General features: G+C 44.4%; 14 protein-coding genes and 1 pseudogene. 9 read left to right on the top strand and 6 right to left on the bottom strand.

Annotated features, from left to right (window positions below):
- Nucleotides 1-82 precede the first annotated feature (82 nt).
- Nucleotides 83-715 (top strand): peptide-methionine (S)-S-oxide reductase MsrA, encoded by a 633-nt coding sequence (gene msrA / locus KHN78_RS06200; protein ID WP_211915481.1) that lies wholly within the window; start codon nucleotides 83-85, stop codon nucleotides 713-715.
- Nucleotides 716-797: 82 nt separating this feature from the next.
- Here msrA and KHN78_RS06205 read toward each other — a convergent pair whose 3' ends face one another.
- The gene (locus KHN78_RS06205; RefSeq protein WP_211915482.1) at nucleotides 798-998 is read right to left on the bottom strand and encodes a DUF1107 domain-containing protein; all 201 of its coding nucleotides are present in this window, start codon (nucleotides 996-998) and stop codon (nucleotides 798-800) included.
- A gap of 214 nt (nucleotides 999-1,212) precedes the next feature.
- On the opposite strand from KHN78_RS06205, the gene KHN78_RS06210 reads away from it, so the two are divergent.
- From KHN78_RS06210 to KHN78_RS06240, 7 genes are all read left to right on the top strand, one after another.
- Entirely contained in the window at nucleotides 1,213-1,764 is a 552-nt protein-coding gene (locus tag KHN78_RS06210) for a YtfJ family protein (protein WP_211915483.1), read from the top strand.
- 265 nt (nucleotides 1,765-2,029) lie between these two features.
- Nucleotides 2,030-2,329, top strand: coding sequence for a DUF2607 family protein (locus KHN78_RS06215; RefSeq protein WP_211915484.1), 300 nt, complete (start codon nucleotides 2,030-2,032; stop codon nucleotides 2,327-2,329).
- Between the two features lie 94 nt (nucleotides 2,330-2,423).
- On the top strand, nucleotides 2,424-3,116 hold the full coding sequence (gene zrgA, locus KHN78_RS06220; RefSeq protein WP_211915485.1) for a zinc uptake protein ZrgA: 693 nt from the start codon (nucleotides 2,424-2,426) through the stop codon (nucleotides 3,114-3,116).
- Nucleotides 3,117-3,199: 83 nt separating this feature from the next.
- Entirely contained in the window at nucleotides 3,200-3,922 is a 723-nt protein-coding gene (locus tag KHN78_RS06225) for an ABC transporter ATP-binding protein (protein ID WP_211915486.1), read from the top strand.
- On the top strand, nucleotides 3,919-5,178 hold the full coding sequence (locus KHN78_RS06230; protein ID WP_211915487.1) for an ABC transporter permease: 1,260 nt from the start codon (nucleotides 3,919-3,921) through the stop codon (nucleotides 5,176-5,178). The genes KHN78_RS06225 and KHN78_RS06230 overlap by 4 nt, the downstream gene beginning before the upstream one ends.
- Before the next feature lie 2 nt (nucleotides 5,179-5,180).
- Complete coding sequence (locus KHN78_RS06235) at nucleotides 5,181-5,675, top strand: DUF3299 domain-containing protein (protein ID WP_211915488.1); 495 nt, start codon at nucleotides 5,181-5,183, stop codon at nucleotides 5,673-5,675.
- A 436-nt stretch (nucleotides 5,676-6,111) separates the two neighbouring features.
- Nucleotides 6,112-7,017, top strand: a complete 906-nt coding sequence (locus KHN78_RS06240; RefSeq protein WP_211915489.1) for a TIGR03899 family protein — start codon at nucleotides 6,112-6,114, stop codon at nucleotides 7,015-7,017.
- Between the two features lie 89 nt (nucleotides 7,018-7,106).
- Here the strand turns inward: KHN78_RS06240 and cysC are convergent, their stop codons facing one another.
- The 5 genes and pseudogenes from cysC to cobA all read right to left on the bottom strand — a co-directional run bounded on the left by cysC (nucleotide 7,107) and on the right by cobA (nucleotide 13,014).
- On the bottom strand, nucleotides 7,107-7,724 hold the full coding sequence (gene cysC / locus KHN78_RS06245) for an adenylyl-sulfate kinase (RefSeq protein ID WP_211915490.1): 618 nt from the start codon (nucleotides 7,722-7,724) through the stop codon (nucleotides 7,107-7,109).
- 24 nt (nucleotides 7,725-7,748) lie between these two features.
- Nucleotides 7,749-9,473 carry an SLC13 family permease gene (locus tag KHN78_RS06250; RefSeq protein ID WP_211915491.1) on the bottom strand — a complete coding sequence of 575 codons (1,725 nt, stop codon included), beginning with the start codon at nucleotides 9,471-9,473 and terminating at the stop codon, nucleotides 7,749-7,751.
- 171 nt (nucleotides 9,474-9,644) lie between these two features.
- Nucleotides 9,645-11,075, bottom strand: coding sequence for a sulfate adenylyltransferase subunit CysN (cysN, locus tag KHN78_RS06255; protein ID WP_211915492.1), 1,431 nt, complete (start codon nucleotides 11,073-11,075; stop codon nucleotides 9,645-9,647).
- Nucleotides 11,076-11,093: 18 nt separating this feature from the next.
- A pseudogene (gene cysD / locus KHN78_RS06260) lies at nucleotides 11,094-12,014 on the bottom strand (sulfate adenylyltransferase subunit CysD); the annotation flags it as partial.
- Nucleotides 12,015-12,141: 127 nt separating this feature from the next.
- Nucleotides 12,142-13,014, bottom strand: a complete 873-nt coding sequence (gene cobA / locus KHN78_RS06265; RefSeq protein ID WP_211915494.1) for a uroporphyrinogen-III C-methyltransferase — start codon at nucleotides 13,012-13,014, stop codon at nucleotides 12,142-12,144.
- Between the two features lie 294 nt (nucleotides 13,015-13,308).
- On the opposite strand from cobA, the gene cpdB reads away from it, so the two are divergent.
- Entirely contained in the window at nucleotides 13,309-15,270 is a 1,962-nt protein-coding gene (gene cpdB, locus KHN78_RS06270) for a 2',3'-cyclic-nucleotide 2'-phosphodiesterase (RefSeq protein ID WP_211915495.1), read from the top strand.
- Nucleotides 15,271-15,362: the final 92 nt, after the last annotated feature.

A 15,362-nucleotide genomic window follows, 5' to 3' on the forward strand; every position in this document is an offset into this window, starting at 1 on the left:
ACGGTCAATGTCATCACAACATCAGATTCAAACTAAGTATATTTATTCGCAAAATTAAGACATGCAGTAAGGGACAAATATCATGCTCAACAAACAGACAATGATCAGTATAGAAGATGCTCTGCCAGGACGAGAAACCATTATGCACGTTGATGATGTGCACTTTGTGAAGCAAACCAGTTTGAGCGCTCAACCTCAAGCGCATCAAAGCCAAATATTATTTGGTATGGGCTGTTTCTGGGGAGCAGAACGTCTGTTTTGGCAATTGAATGGCGTGGTATCAACTTCCGTTGGCTACGCGGGCGGCTATACTCCAAACCCAACCTATGAAGAAGTGTGTAGCGGAAAAACTGGACATACCGAAGTTGTACGAGTCGTGTTTGATGAGCGCGTCATATCATTACATCAGCTGTTGACTGCCTTTTGGGAAAAACACGACCCAACCCAAGGAATGCGTCAAGGTAACGACCTAGGCACACAATATCGTTCTGCGATTTATACTTACTCACAAAAACAACAAGATATCGCCGAACTATCAAAAGCACGCTATCAACAAGCATTGCAAACAGACCAAAGAGCGGCCATCACGACCGAAATTAAACCTGCAGGGCCTTACTACTTTGCTGAAACCTACCACCAGCAGTATCTCGCGAAAAACCCAAATGGCTACTGTGGTATTGGTGGCACGGGTGTTTGCTTTCCACCAAACCTGTAAGACTGAGCAAATCCAATAAAACCACAAAAATAGCACGATCAAAAAGAGCGACCAAAGGTCGCTCTTTAAATAATTATGTACATTATACTGGAAGCGACAAAATCGCTTGGTTTACTTCTCTAAAAACAGACAGTTGTTTAGGGTTTTTGACATCAGGTAACAGTACTTTTCCGTTATCAAAACGAAACTCACCTACACCTGCGATTGTAAATTGACCTTTGAATAAAGTCTTAACGAAACGTGCCACTTGACGTGGACGGTAAACTGCAAACTCACGAAGCATAACCACCTCAATATCCTTTTGAGAAAATACTGACTGCTCTATTCCATGGCAGTCTTTATGCGCTTTAAGCGACATGTATAGTTTAACAAATTTTATCGGTATGGCAACATTACTAAACTTAGTACGTTAAAAAAATGTTAATTATGGTTCTACATTTTTATTCACTCTAAGTATATACTTGCTAGCTCTCACTACTTATAGGGAACATAACAATATGAAAACTAAGACTCTCCTCTCTATTTTCCTTGCTGTTGCTCCAGGTTTCGCTCTTGCTAATAACCTTACACTTGGTGAAACAGTGCCTAGCGCAAAAGTTGATGCCTATGGTGAAATCGTACTTCAAGGTGAAGGTGTTGCTTATCAACCTTGGGCGACAGATCAAATGTTAGGAAAAGTTCGCGTCATTCATGCGATTGCTGGACGTAGTAGCTCAAAAGCAATGAATGCACCACTCATGACCGCACTAACAGAAGCAAAGTTTCCAAAAGATGCTTACCAAACGACCACGATCATTAACCAAGACGACTCAATCTGGGGTACTGGCTCATTCGTTAAATCTTCCGCCCAAGAAAGTAAACAAGAATTCCCTTGGTCATCTATGGTGTTAGATGAAAGCGGTATAATTGCAAGCTCATGGGCACTACAAGAAGAGAGTTCTGCAATCGTCGTGCAGGATAAAACTGGCAAGATCCTATTTGTTAAAGAGGGGCCGCTTTCTCAAGATGAGATCAATCAAGTTCTTGGGTTGATCAAACAAAATATCTAACCTTAGCACGCTCCTTACATCTTCAACGTGAGGAGCGTTTTTTGCTCAAACCTCACCCAACAATCAAATCATTGCCTCGTCGATTAGTGAATGAAAGCTAAGCCATTCATCACGAGCCATACATCTCAAAATCATACATCTCAAAATCATGTTGGACTAAGCACTTATTTTTACATACATATTTACTTCTAAACTGACAAAACACTGAACTTTTGATGATAATAGCTGTTATATTATAACACTCGTTATGTTTTCTGGATTTAGAATGCCCTATCGCAGGCAAGCAACCATTCGTCATTGGCGCAACACTTTTATTGTGTTCAGTGTAGCCTTGCTGATCGCTTGGAACTTTGCCACGCTTGCTCACCAGTTCGATCTCGCTCCAGAACATCACAGCCAGCACCATTGCCAATTATTCTCTTCTGCGCATCACGGTATCATCCACGTGTTTCCGGATGTTGTGGCTAACACGTTTATTCCCGTCGCAATTGTTGCAACCTTTGAGAAATACGCTCATCACATGAGCGTTAGATATTTAGCACGAGCCCCGCCTGTTTTGACTTAATCATTCTCCGTAATTTAAGTGTGCCCTCGCGACACCAAATTACACGTATCACGTTTAACCATCTATGATTTAAGAAAAAATTAGGAAATCAGTCATGCCAACTAAACATGCTCTAGCTCTTGTTATCGGTCTATCACTCGCAGCAACCGCTAACGCAGAAGAATACCGTCAACACGAAGCTCACGTGCACGGTCACGTTGAACTTAACATCGCTCAAGACGGTAAAGACCTACTGATCGAAATCACTTCTCCAGGTGCAGACATCGTTGGGTTTGAACACGCACCAGAAAATGCGCAGCAAGAGCAAGCGCTTAAACAAGCGATCACAACATTAAAAGATGCTGACCAACTATTCGCTATCAACCGACAAGCAAAGTGTGTGATTGAAGACGTGCATGTATCTCATACGCTAGGTCAAGATTCGCACGCAGGTCATGATCATGACGAACATGATCACGATAACCACAAAGGCCATGACCATGACAAACATGATCACGATGAGCATAAAGGCCATGACCATGACAAGCATGATCACGATGACCACAAAGGCCATGACCATGACGAACATGATCACGATGAGCATGAGCACCACGAACACGGTGGTCATGGTGAATTCACGGTAGAATATCGCTACCACTGCGACTCTGTTTCGGAGCTCAATAGCATTGATACCACATGGTTCAAACAATTCCCTGCAACAGAGGCTATCAGTACCAATCTATTCACTGACACGACTCAGTCTGCGACTCGCCTAAACAAAAACAATACGAAGATCGAAATTAAATAACTTATATACCCAAGTAACTACAAGATGCTTGGGTATGCTGGGTGTGAGTCATTACTCACACCCTCATGCTTTGGTGATTTATCATGACTGAAAACACGTCAAACGTTGTTGAGCTAAAAAATGCCCAATTTGTCTGGCCAGGCTCAGAAAGCGCGACCATCAATATCCCGCAGCTACACATTGCTCAAGGTGAACATGTTTTTATCAAAGGCCCTAGTGGCTGTGGCAAGTCGACACTACTCGCTCTACTGACTGGTATTAATACCTTAACGTCAGGATCGATATCCGTTCTAAACACCGATATGGCAAGCCTACGAGCAAGCCAAAGAGACAAATTTCGTGCCGACCACATCGGTTATATCTTCCAACAATTCAATCTACTGCCATACCTCAATGTGATTGAAAACGTCCTAATTCCATGTCAATTCAGTAGAGTTCGCCGTGATCGTGTTGCAAGCAATGCTGCATCACTTGAAAAACAAGCCACCACGCTACTAGAACGCTTACATCTACCAAAAGCACTGCACAATAAACCTGTTTCGGAGCTGAGTATTGGCCAGCAACAACGCGTTGCAGCTGCGCGTGCGCTTATCGGTCAACCTGAATTGGTCATTGCCGATGAACCTACGTCTGCATTGGATCACGACAATCGCAAAGCATTTATTGAGCTATTAATGGAGCAAGCCAAGCTTGCCAATGCCACGTTGGTTTTTGTCAGTCATGATCCAACATTAGAATCTTTGTTCGACAGAACGCTCAACCTGCCTGAGATCAATCAAGCGCAAACCCTAGGAGCCGCATCATGAGTGCTGTAGTTAAGCTCGCTTGGAAAAGCCTGATGAACCGCAAAGCAACCGCGATCCTCACCATCATGACGGTCGCGATTTCTGTTGTCCTGCTTTTGGGCGTAGAACGCATTCGAACCCAAGCCAAAGATAGCTTCGCTAATACCATTTCTGGTACAGACTTAATTGTCGGAGGACGCTCAGGACAAGTGAACCTGTTGCTGTACTCGGTATTTAGAATCGGCAATGCGACCAACAACATCGATTGGAAAAGCTATCAAGAATTTGCCAATCACCGTGCTGTCGATTGGGCAATTCCAATCTCACTGGGTGATTCTCATAAAGGCTTTCGCGTCATGGGAACTAACCAGCGTTATTTCGAGCATTATAAGTACGGAGGTAAGCAGTCACTAACCTTATCACAAGGCAAAGAATTCAATGGCTTATTTGAAACAGTTCTTGGTTCTGATGTCGCGAAACAGCTTGGCTACGAAATCGATAGCGAGATCATCATCGCTCACGGCATCAGCGATGTGGGCTTCAGTCGCCATGATAACTTGCCATTTAAAGTGGTGGGGATCCTTGCGCCTACAGGTACGCCAGTCGACAAAACGGTACACGTATCGTTAGAAGCCATAGAAGCTATTCATGTAGGATGGGAAAGTGGTGCTCGATTAGGCCCAACACCCGATGCAAAAACCTTAGCAGCACGAGACTTCCAACCCAAACAAATCACCGCAATGCTGGTTGGATTGAAATCACGCATTCAGACATTTGCTCTGCAAAGACAAATCAACACCTACCCGAAAGAGCCGCTCAGCGCCATCATGCCAGGTGTCGCTCTGCATGAATTATGGGGCATGATGTCAGTCGCAGAACAAGCATTAATGGCAGTATCTGGATTTGTCGTCGTGGCTGGCCTGTTAGGTATGTTAAGTAGCCTACTAACTAGCCTGCAAGAGCGCCGTCGTGAAATGGCGATTTTGAGAGCGATGGGAGCAAGGCCAAGACACGTGTTCTCATTATTGATCAGCGAAGCCAGTTTACTCACTCTGGCTGGCATTCTGGTTGGGGTTGCGGGTTTATACGCTATCCTTGCGCTATTGCAACCTCTCATTCAACAGCACTATGGTATACACCTTTCATTAACGTCGCTGTCATCGTATGAATGGATGTTACTGGGCTTCGTACAATGTGCAGGTATTATCATCGGTTTCATTCCTGCGTTTCGCGCATACCGACAATCACTAAGCGATGGAATGACGATAAGGATTTAAAAATGTTCAAAAAGATATTATGTCGTGTTTTGTTGCTTCTATCGTTCGCAACACCTGTATTGGCAAATGAAGAGCCTTTAACATTGGATTGGATAGACCTTGTCCCTGAAGCCGAACGCAACATGTTCGACAGCATGGGGATGCCTGAAACCGATCACAGTGGCAACGCTGCGCAACAATCAAAAGTAGGAAGTGTCCGACCAGAGCTGAACGGAAGTACGGTAAAAATTCCGGGATTTGTCATTCCACTAGAGGGCGATGCGAATACCATCACAGAGTTTTTATTGGTGCCATATTTCGGTGCGTGTATTCATGTACCACCACCACCACCAAACCAAATTATTTACGTGAAATTTCCGAAAGGAGCCCCTATCCAAGAGCTATGGGATGTGGTTTACGTCATCGGTAAATTAAAAACCGATACCATGAACCATGAACTAGCAGAAACGGGTTACCTTATCGATGGAACCGCCATTGAAGCTTATGACGACATGTAATGTCATCATCCATTGAGGCGTCTTCTAGGCGCCTTGATTTCTTTCTCATCTTGTTAAGTTGTCAAACAAGCGCTCAGCAGGGTGTGCTAATTATGCTATCTTTCATTTTAGGTATTATGCACCTCATGTAATATAGCGTGAAAGGTAAACCAGCACACCTACGTATACAATCAAAAGAAGCGCGATCGACAGGTGCTTTTTTAGTTTACTTGTGTCTGTATATTTCATCACCCCTCCTCTATATCCAACTAACCTCCACACTCAGCAGGAATGCACCCTGAAGCCAACCCGCATAAAACGATAACAACTTTAACAAGTTGTTATCATTTTGTGTAGTTCTTTTTTGTGTCAAAATCTGAGCACATGCCTCTAGTCGGTTATCCCGTTAGCGTGTAAATTTAAGCAAGCACGACCTCATCTCTTGGTAGGAATATAAATGGCAGAAGCGACAAAGCCCCCTGTTATCATTGAACATGAAGCGAACACTCAGAAAAAATCGCATCATGAAAAAAAGGCAAGCTATATAAAAGATAGCGCCAGTCGAGTTCAAAGTATCGCGCAGATCCATGGCCTCGATGCGCTACTGCAATCAGATCCTCCTGCCAAATCAGCATTAGAACGGGCACAACTGCGCGAAGAAAGACGCCAAGAGCAAAGACAAAAAAACTTAGAGCACATCCTCAAACTCGCACACAGTTCATGTCGTGATGAAACCGCCGGTGAACCGGATCAAGATTGGCTCTATCGCTTTTTTGACATGGCGCAGGACATCCACAACAGTTCAATGCAAAAGCTCTGGGCACAAGTCATGAAGCGTGAAGTCACCAACCCGGGTTCCACGTCCATGAAAGCACTAAAAGCCTTAAAAGACATGTCACCTAAAGAGGCTCAAACACTACAACGCGCGGCTTCCCTCGCGTGCAGTTTTGGTGGTGATAACAGTCGGAAATTATTGATTGGATACAAGGCACACGGCGGTATTTTTAGCTTTGGAAAGCGAGATATGACAAGCAATCTAAATATGGGTAGCTTCCAGCTTCCTTATTCTAGTTTGCTGGTCTTGATTGAATTGGGGCTCTTGCATAGCACAGAGCTGGAGTCTGGGGAGATTGGAATAGAGACACCATTAATACTGACCTACCAAGGCAAGAATCTCTCTCTACAGGTAAACACCAAAGGCGTAAGGTTGTTGTATTATCGCTTCACCCCGACAGGAAATGAACTGTGTAAACTGCTTGGTAACAAACCTAATAGCCAATACTACGATCAAATATTAGCGATTTTAAATCAAAAGTTTATGGTCCACAGCGAAGCCAAAACCACAGTTAATCATACCGTTTAGTACAGAAAAAAGAGCGTTTGGCTACCTATGATCCAAACGCTCTTTAAACTGCTTATTGCCTTTTTGGTCACCCATGATCCAAATGCTTTTTATCGGATCACACCACGTTGCTTAAGTTCGATTAAGCACAACGCCACCAGCTCTTCGACGTTCTTCTCACCAGCGGGCAAATCGATTTCTGGATTTACTGGCGCTTGATATTCTGAATCAATACCAGTGAAATTCGGAATTTCACCGGCGCGGGCTTTTTTGTACAAACCTTTAGGATCGCGCTTTTCACACACCTCTAGCGATGCATTGACATAGACTTCAATAAACTCATCTTGTGGCAGTAGATCGCGCACCAATTGACGCTCTTCACGATGAGGAGAGATAAACGCCGACAAAACGATCAAACCCGCATCGGCCATCAATTTAGCCAACTCGCCAATACGGCGGATGTTCTCACGGCGGTCTTGTTCAGAAAAACCTAAATCACTACACAAACCATGACGCACGTTGTCGCCATCCAATAAATAAGTGTGATAACCCAGATCGGCCAAGCGGTTTTCTAATGCCCCTGCCACTGTTGATTTACCCGCACCAGATAACCCAGTAAACCACAACACGGCTGGCTTTTGTTGCTTAAGCCTAGCACGAAACTGTTTGTCCACCGAGTGCTGATGCCATACGATGTTTTCATCTTTTACCGGTGTTTCAGCAGTCATAACGTATCCTTGTAAATTAACCTATTAAAACGGAAAGAAGACCGGGATCAGTGTCAACACTAATACTGAATAGACGATAGAGATAGGGACTCCTATTCGTACATAGTCGGTCAGTTTGTAGTTTCCAACACTGTATACCAGCAAGTTAGTCTGATAACCGTAAGGAGAAATAAAGCTCGCACTCGCCCCAAACAGTACGGCCATAATAAAAGGCATAGGGTCAACACCGTAGCCCACAGCCATGCTATAGCCAATTGGAAAAGCGAGAGCGGCGGCAGCATTATTGGTCACCAATTCCGTGAGCACCAACGTCATAATGTAAGTCGCAATCAGTGCACCAAAGACCCCCCAACCGTTAAAAGCCTCAATAAACATATCACCCATTTTTAACGATAGCCCAGAAGAAAGCATCAACTGTGCAATAGACAGCGCTGAACCAACAATCACCACAATATCAATAGGAAAACGCCTACGAAGTTCTGAGATCTGTACAATACCAAATGCCAACAAAGCGATGATGTACGCGAGTAACCCTTTAATAAGGGGAAAGATATCCAATAATGTACAACCAATCACAGACGCAAAGCCAACCAAAACCAGTGCCGATTTGTTGGCATCTAAACGAGCACTTGAGTCCAAATCGTGAACCACGACGAACTCTTTCCGATGCATTCGCCTTTCCGCTTCAAATCGCTTTCCTGGAACGAGAATCAGCGTATCTCCCGCCGCTAAGGTGATGTTTCCAAGCCCTCCCTCCAAGCGTTCATGCCCACGACGAATAGCAACAACAACGGCATCAAATCGATCTCGAAATCGACTTTCTTTCAGCGTTCGATGACAAAAGCTCGCAGAAGAGCTGACGACGACCTCAAGGAAGTTTTGCCCATTGAGATGCTGATGACCAAATAAGGTCAGACCGGAGATCTCTTGCAATGTCGCCACACTTTCTACATCCCCACAGAAGAGCAAACGATCTTTCGCTTTCAATATAAAATCGGGGCCGACCGATGGTTCGGTTACGCCATCTCGAATCACTTCCGCTAAGAATAACTTGCGCAGCGCACGGAGGTTATTCTCACTCACCGTACGTCCAACCAACGGTGATCCTGGCTCTACCCTCGCTTCTAAGAAGTATGGTAGCTCTTCTTGACTCTGGTCATCATAGTTTGGCAGCAGGTAACTCAACGGCACTAAAATCAGTATGCCCCCGACCAATACAGCAAGTCCGATCATGGTAGGTGTAAAAAAAGTCAGACTTGGCAAGCCAGCATCTTCAACAAAGCTATTAATGATTAAGTTCGTCGACGTGCCTATCAGAGTCAGAGTGCCACCAAAGATGGCGGCGTATGAAAGAGGAATTAGAAGCTTGGATGGTGCATGTTGCTGATTTCGTTTAATTGCCCCAATCAAAGACACGACAACCGCAGTATTATTCGTAAATGAAGACAGCAGCGCGGTAGAAAAGCCCAATTTAGCAATAACACTGCCAAGATTCCCCTCAGAAAGGCTGCGGCTTACCCAGCTGATGAGCAACGTCTTTTCTAGCGCGCTGGACGCTAAGATGAGTAAGACCAAGGTCAATAGAGAAGCGTTAGTAAAATTTGTTGCGATCGTATTGAGCTCAATTAATCCCGCCATAAACGCGATAAACGCAGCCCCTGCAAACACATAACTGGGCTTGAGCTTGGTAACAAGCAAACAAGTAATAATGCCAAGCAAAATCGCTAATACAAATCCTTGTTCCCACATAGCCTATCCTTAGCAATCAAATCCAATCGTATTGGTGAAAAGCCCACTTGTGTAAAGAAACCTATGAGTGAGAATGAACACCAGAATACTTGGTATCTTGGGCTTCCTAAGTATTCTGGGTTCAGAAACTATCCCACAGCCATTCACAATTAGTGACGCGTTATCTCATGCTTATTTCTTCAATAATTGGTTAAGATCTTTTGCTTCCCAATGAGGAAAATGCTTACGTACAAGGGCATTAAGTTCTAATTCGAAAGCAGAAATATCTGTAAGACCACGCTCAACAGCAGCCAAACTTTCTTTCACCATGCCCGCACCAACGGTGACATTAGTTAGACGATCAATGATGATAAAACCACCGGTATCCGCACACGCTTGATAGTTATCTAACGCAACAGACTCAGTTAATGACCACTCGCACAAACCTATCCCGTTTAGAGGCAGTTCAGCGGCACCGTGAGTAGAAAGATTATTAATGTCGTATTGGTGGCGAATCGCTTCTACGTGACCAACCGTCTTCTTACCTGCAATCTTGATGTCATAATCACGACCAGGTTGCAAAGGTTGCTCTGTCATCCAAACAACATCCGCTAATAAATGGTTAGTGGATTCCACTTGCGCATTTTCCAATACAAGTAAATCACCACGGCTGATGTCAATCTCATCATTCAAAGTCAGCGTCACCGCTAAACCTGCTTGCGCTTCCTGCACATCACCATCAAATGTCACGATACGTGCGACGGTTGATGTTTTTCCGGATGGCAATGCTTTGATCGCATCTCCGACTTTCACTGAGCCTGATGAAACCGTTCCAGAGAAACCACGGAAATCGAGATTCGGACGATTCACGTACTGAACTGGGAAGCGGAAATCGCCTTGACCTTTCTCTTGGTCCACGTCAACCGTCTCAAGTAAATCAAGCAACGATGGACCTTCAAACCAACTTAGGTTTTGGCCTTTTTCCACCACGTTATCGCCCTCTAATGCGGACAATGGAATGATTTGAATATCTGTCTCGCCCGCTAGATTTTCTGAAAACTGTAAGTACTCATCACGAATTTCCTCAAAACGTTGTTGTGAGTAATCCACTAAATCCATTTTGTTGATCGCAACAATAAAGTGCTTTAAGCCCAGCAAATTAGAAATAAATGAATGACGACGTGTCTGATCCAATACCCCTTTACGCGCATCAACAAGAATCACGGCCAAATCACACGTCGACGCACCTGTCGCCATATTACGAGTGTACTGCTCATGCCCAGGCGTATCGGCAATAATGAACTTACGTTTCTGCGTCGAGAAGTAACGATAAGCCACATCAATGGTGATGCCTTGCTCGCGTTCAGCTTGCAAACCATCAACGAGCAAAGCTAAATCCGGTTTTTCTCCCGTGGTGCCTACCCGTTGGCTGTCCGAATGCACAGCCGCCAACTGATCTTCATAAATTTGTTTGGAATCATGGAGTAAACGTCCAATCAGCGTACTTTTGCCGTCATCAACCGAGCCACAAGTCAAAAATCGAAGCAAAGACTTGTACTGGTGTTGTGTTAAATAGCCTTCGATACCAAGCTCGGCTAATTGAGCTTCAACTGCACTGTTCATTCTCTTTCCTTAGATCCTTTAGAAATAGCCTTGACGTTTTTTCAACTCCATCGATCCTGACTGATCGTGGTCGATCGCACGACCTTGACGTTCACTAGACGTCGCTACCAACATTTCTTCAATGATGCCCGTTAATGTATTCGCTTCCGATTCAATCGCACCCGTTAATGGATAACAGCCAAGCGTTCTAAAGCGCACGCTTTTTTGTTCAATCAATTCGCCAGGCTCCAACTTCATGCGGTCATCATCGACCATAATCAGCATGCCATCGCGCTCAACGACCGGACGCTTGTCCGCAAGGTAAAGCGGGACAATTTCGATATTCTCTAAGTAGATGTACTGCCAGATATCCAGCTCCGTCCAATTTGAAAGTGGGAAGACTCGTATGCTTTCTCCTTTGTTCACCTGACCGTTGTAGGTTTTCCAAAGTTCTGGACGTTGATTTTTAGGATCCCATGTATGATTTTTATCGCGGAATGAATACACGCGTTCTTTTGCACGAGATTTTTCTTCATCTCGACGAGCGCCGCCAAATGCCGCATCAAAACCATACTTGTTTAATGCTTGCTTCAACCCTTGGGTTTTCATGATATCCGTATGCTTCGAAGACCCATGAACGAAAGGGCTACATCCCATTGCTAGACCTTCTGGGTTCTTATGAACCAAAAGCTCAAAACCGTATTTTTCTGCGGTACGATCCCGAAACTCGATCATCTCGCGAAACTTCCAATCCGTATCAACATGCAACAGAGGGAATGGGATTTTGCCCGGATAAAACGCTTTACGAGCAAGATGCAACATGACGGAGGAGTCTTTACCGATTGAATACATCATAACTGGGTTATCAAACTCAGCTGCCACTTCGCGAATAATATGGATACTTTCCGCCTCGAGCTGCTGAAGATGAGTTAAACGTTGTTGGTCCATGTCTTTCTTTCCTTTTGGGCTTACCTGCCCATGAAGTTATGAATGTTGTGGCTATTTGGTCATTGGCGACTAGCGATTGGCTCTTAGCTAGTCACGATGAGCGATTAACTGTTAGCTATTAACTATTAACTATTAACTATTAACTATTAACTAGGGCACTTTGCTTACTTTCAGTATCAGGCAAAAACCAGTCTAGTTTTTGAGATAGACGCACTACCTCTCCGACCACAATTAAAGAGGGCGCTTGAGCTTGTTTTGACAATTCAGACAATTGAGACAAGGTTCCACTAAACACTTTTTGCTGAATTTGCGTGCCACGTTCGATGATCGCAATTGGCGTAGTAGATGCGCGTCCATATTGGATAAGCTGCTGCTGAATGTATTGGGATTTCATCAGCCCCATATAAATAACCAGAGTTTGGTTGCCTCGAGCCAGCGTAGACCAATCCATGTCATCACAGTCTTCTTTCAAGTGACCGGTAACAAATAGTGCCGATTGCGCGTAGTCACGATGAGTAAGGGGAATCCCTGCGTAAGCCGTCGCACCGGCTGCAGCGGTGATGCCTGGCACCACTTGAAAACGAATGCCAGAATCCGCTAAGACTTCGAGTTCTTCTCCTCCTCGCCCAAACACAAATGGGTCTCCACCTTTAATGCGAACAACCCGATGTCCTTGCTTTGCAAAGTCGACCAATAACTGATTGGTTTTTTCTTGCGGCACGCTGTGATGACCCGCTCGCTTTCCTACACACACCAAAATGGTATCGCTTGGGATCAAGGCCATGATCTCGTCTGAAACAAGGTAGTCATAAAGCACAACGTCTGCCTGCTGTAGATAATTTAGCGCTTTAATCGTAAGCAACTCTGGATCGCCAGGACCGGCACCAACAAGGGCAACCTCTCCGGGCTTAAGTGATTGACGACGAAAACGGGGAGCATCACTTGCTTGATTACTCGCGACAAGCCGAGGCTTTTGACGAGGTAAAGTTGTCACTGAATTATCTACTGCCATGTTCACGTCCATCATCCATTGATATCGTTTAGCTAGCATTATGGCGGCGTGCTTATATTACCGGAAATTCTAAAATTTCATTTTTTATTCAAAAAACTGCTAAGGAAGCGGTGTTCGCCCTCTTTTTCCTCTACTCATACGCCAGTGTTTAGGAGTTCAAGCAGCATAAACCTTGTTAAATCCTGCACTAATTGGATGGTTATCACAGATTAATGAATGGTAAGAATAGAGTTACAGCAACATTTGCTAAATTAATCTATGCAAATTCCTTTCTTAGCAAACTTGGAGCATCTAATGAAAATAGCAGTTAATCCCGTATCCGTTGCAGTTTTGACTGGTATGTTGACTCTGGCTGGTCCTGCCATGGCAGACACCATCAAGCTGCGCATTATCGAAACGACTGATATTCACACAAATGTGATGGACTACGACTACTACAAAGATCAACCATCAAAGCAAATTGGCTTAAGCCGTGCCGCAACCTTAGTTAAGCAAGCGCGGGAAGAAGTAGAAAACAGCGTACTTGTCGATAATGGTGACTTGATCCAAGGTAGCCCTATGGGTGATTACATGGCTGCGAAAGGAATTATAGCCGGTGAAACCCACCCAGTTTATAAAGCCATGAATCAACTTGGTTATGATGTTGGTAACATTGGTAACCACGAGTTTAACTATGGGCTAGATTTCTTGAAAAAGAGCATTGATGGTGCCAATTTTCCTTACATCAGTGCGAACGTATTCGACAAAAAAACAGGCGAACACTATTTCAAACCTTACCTCATCAAAACACATACATTTAAAGATACCGATGGCCAAGACCACGAAATCAAAGTCGGTTACATTGGTTTTGTTCCACCACAAATCATGGTGTGGGATAAGAATAACCTAGAGGGTAAAGTCTTTGCCAAAGACATTACGGAAACGGCAAAAACGCTGATCCCTCAAATGAAAAAAGAAGGCGCTGACGTTATCGTTGCGATCCCTCACTCTGGCGTATCGACTGACCCATACAAACTGGGGGCAGAGAATTCGGTTTACTACCTCACAAAAGTCGAGGGGATTGATGCGATTGCATTTGGTCACTCGCATGCTGTGTTCCCAGGAAAAGGCTTTGACAACCTGCAAGGCGTTGACAATGAGAAAGGGACCATCAATGGCGTGACGGCCGTGATGCCAGGTCGTTGGGGCAGTCATGTCGGTGTGATGGATTTATTACTTGAAGAGAAAGACGGCAAGTGGCAAGTGACCGATGGCCAAGCCGACGCTCGCCCTATTTTTGATAATGTAAACAAGAAGTCACTTGCAGAAGCGGACAAAGGCATTGTAAAAGCGTTAGAAGATGACCATAAAGGCACACGTGAATTCGTGAACCAACCTATTGGTCAAGCGAATGACGTGATGTACAGCTTCCTCGCGCTAGTACAAGATGATCCAACCATTCAAATCGTTAACCTAGCTCAGAAAGATTATGTGGAACGCTTTATTCAAGGCGACCCAGATCTAGCCGATATTCCGGTATTAAGTGCAGCAGCCCCATTTAAAGTCGGCGGTCGAAAAGATGATCCATCGGGCTTCACTGAAGTCGAGTCTGGTCAACTTACTTTCCGTAATGCCGCAGATCTTTACCTCTATCCAAACACATTAGTTGCGATGAAAGTAAAAGGTAAAGAAGTACACGAATGGCTAGAATGCAGTGCCGGTCAATTCAACCATATCGACGTCAATAGTACGAAACCTCAGTCTTTGATTAATTGGGACAGTTTCCGTACTTACAACTTTGATGTGATTGATGGTGTTAACTACCAAATCGACGTTACTCAACCACCAAAATACGATGCGGATTGTAAAGTAATCAACCCAGACTCACAGCGTATTGTGAATTTAACATTCAATGGTAAGCCGATCGATCCAAAGCAAGATTTCATTATTGCGACCAACAACTACCGTGCATACAGCAACACATTCCCAGGCACTGGCCCAGACTTCATCGCATTTGATTCTCCAGATGAAAACCGCTCTGTCGTGGCCGCGTACATTTCTCGTATTAGCGAAGAGAAAGGGGAAGTGACACCAAGCGCCGATAACAACTGGTCATTTGCTCCAATCAAGTCAGACAACAAGCTAGATGTTCGTTTTGAGACATCACCAAGTGACAAAGCCGCGCAGTTCATCAAAGAAAAAGGTCAATACCCGATGAAACGCGTCGCTACCGATGATATCGGTTTTGCGATTTACCAAATAGAACTGAACAAGTAATGTTCATTTTGTAACGGTACTAAGCGGCTCTGATGAGCCGTTTTTTTGTTGCCGATACACGTTACAATAGCGAAAACCGTTACCTGAGTTGA

The sequence above is a fragment of the Vibrio sp. B1REV9 genome (assembly GCF_905175395.2).
Taxonomy (GTDB): Bacteria; Pseudomonadota; Gammaproteobacteria; order Enterobacterales; family Vibrionaceae; genus Vibrio; species Vibrio alfacsensis.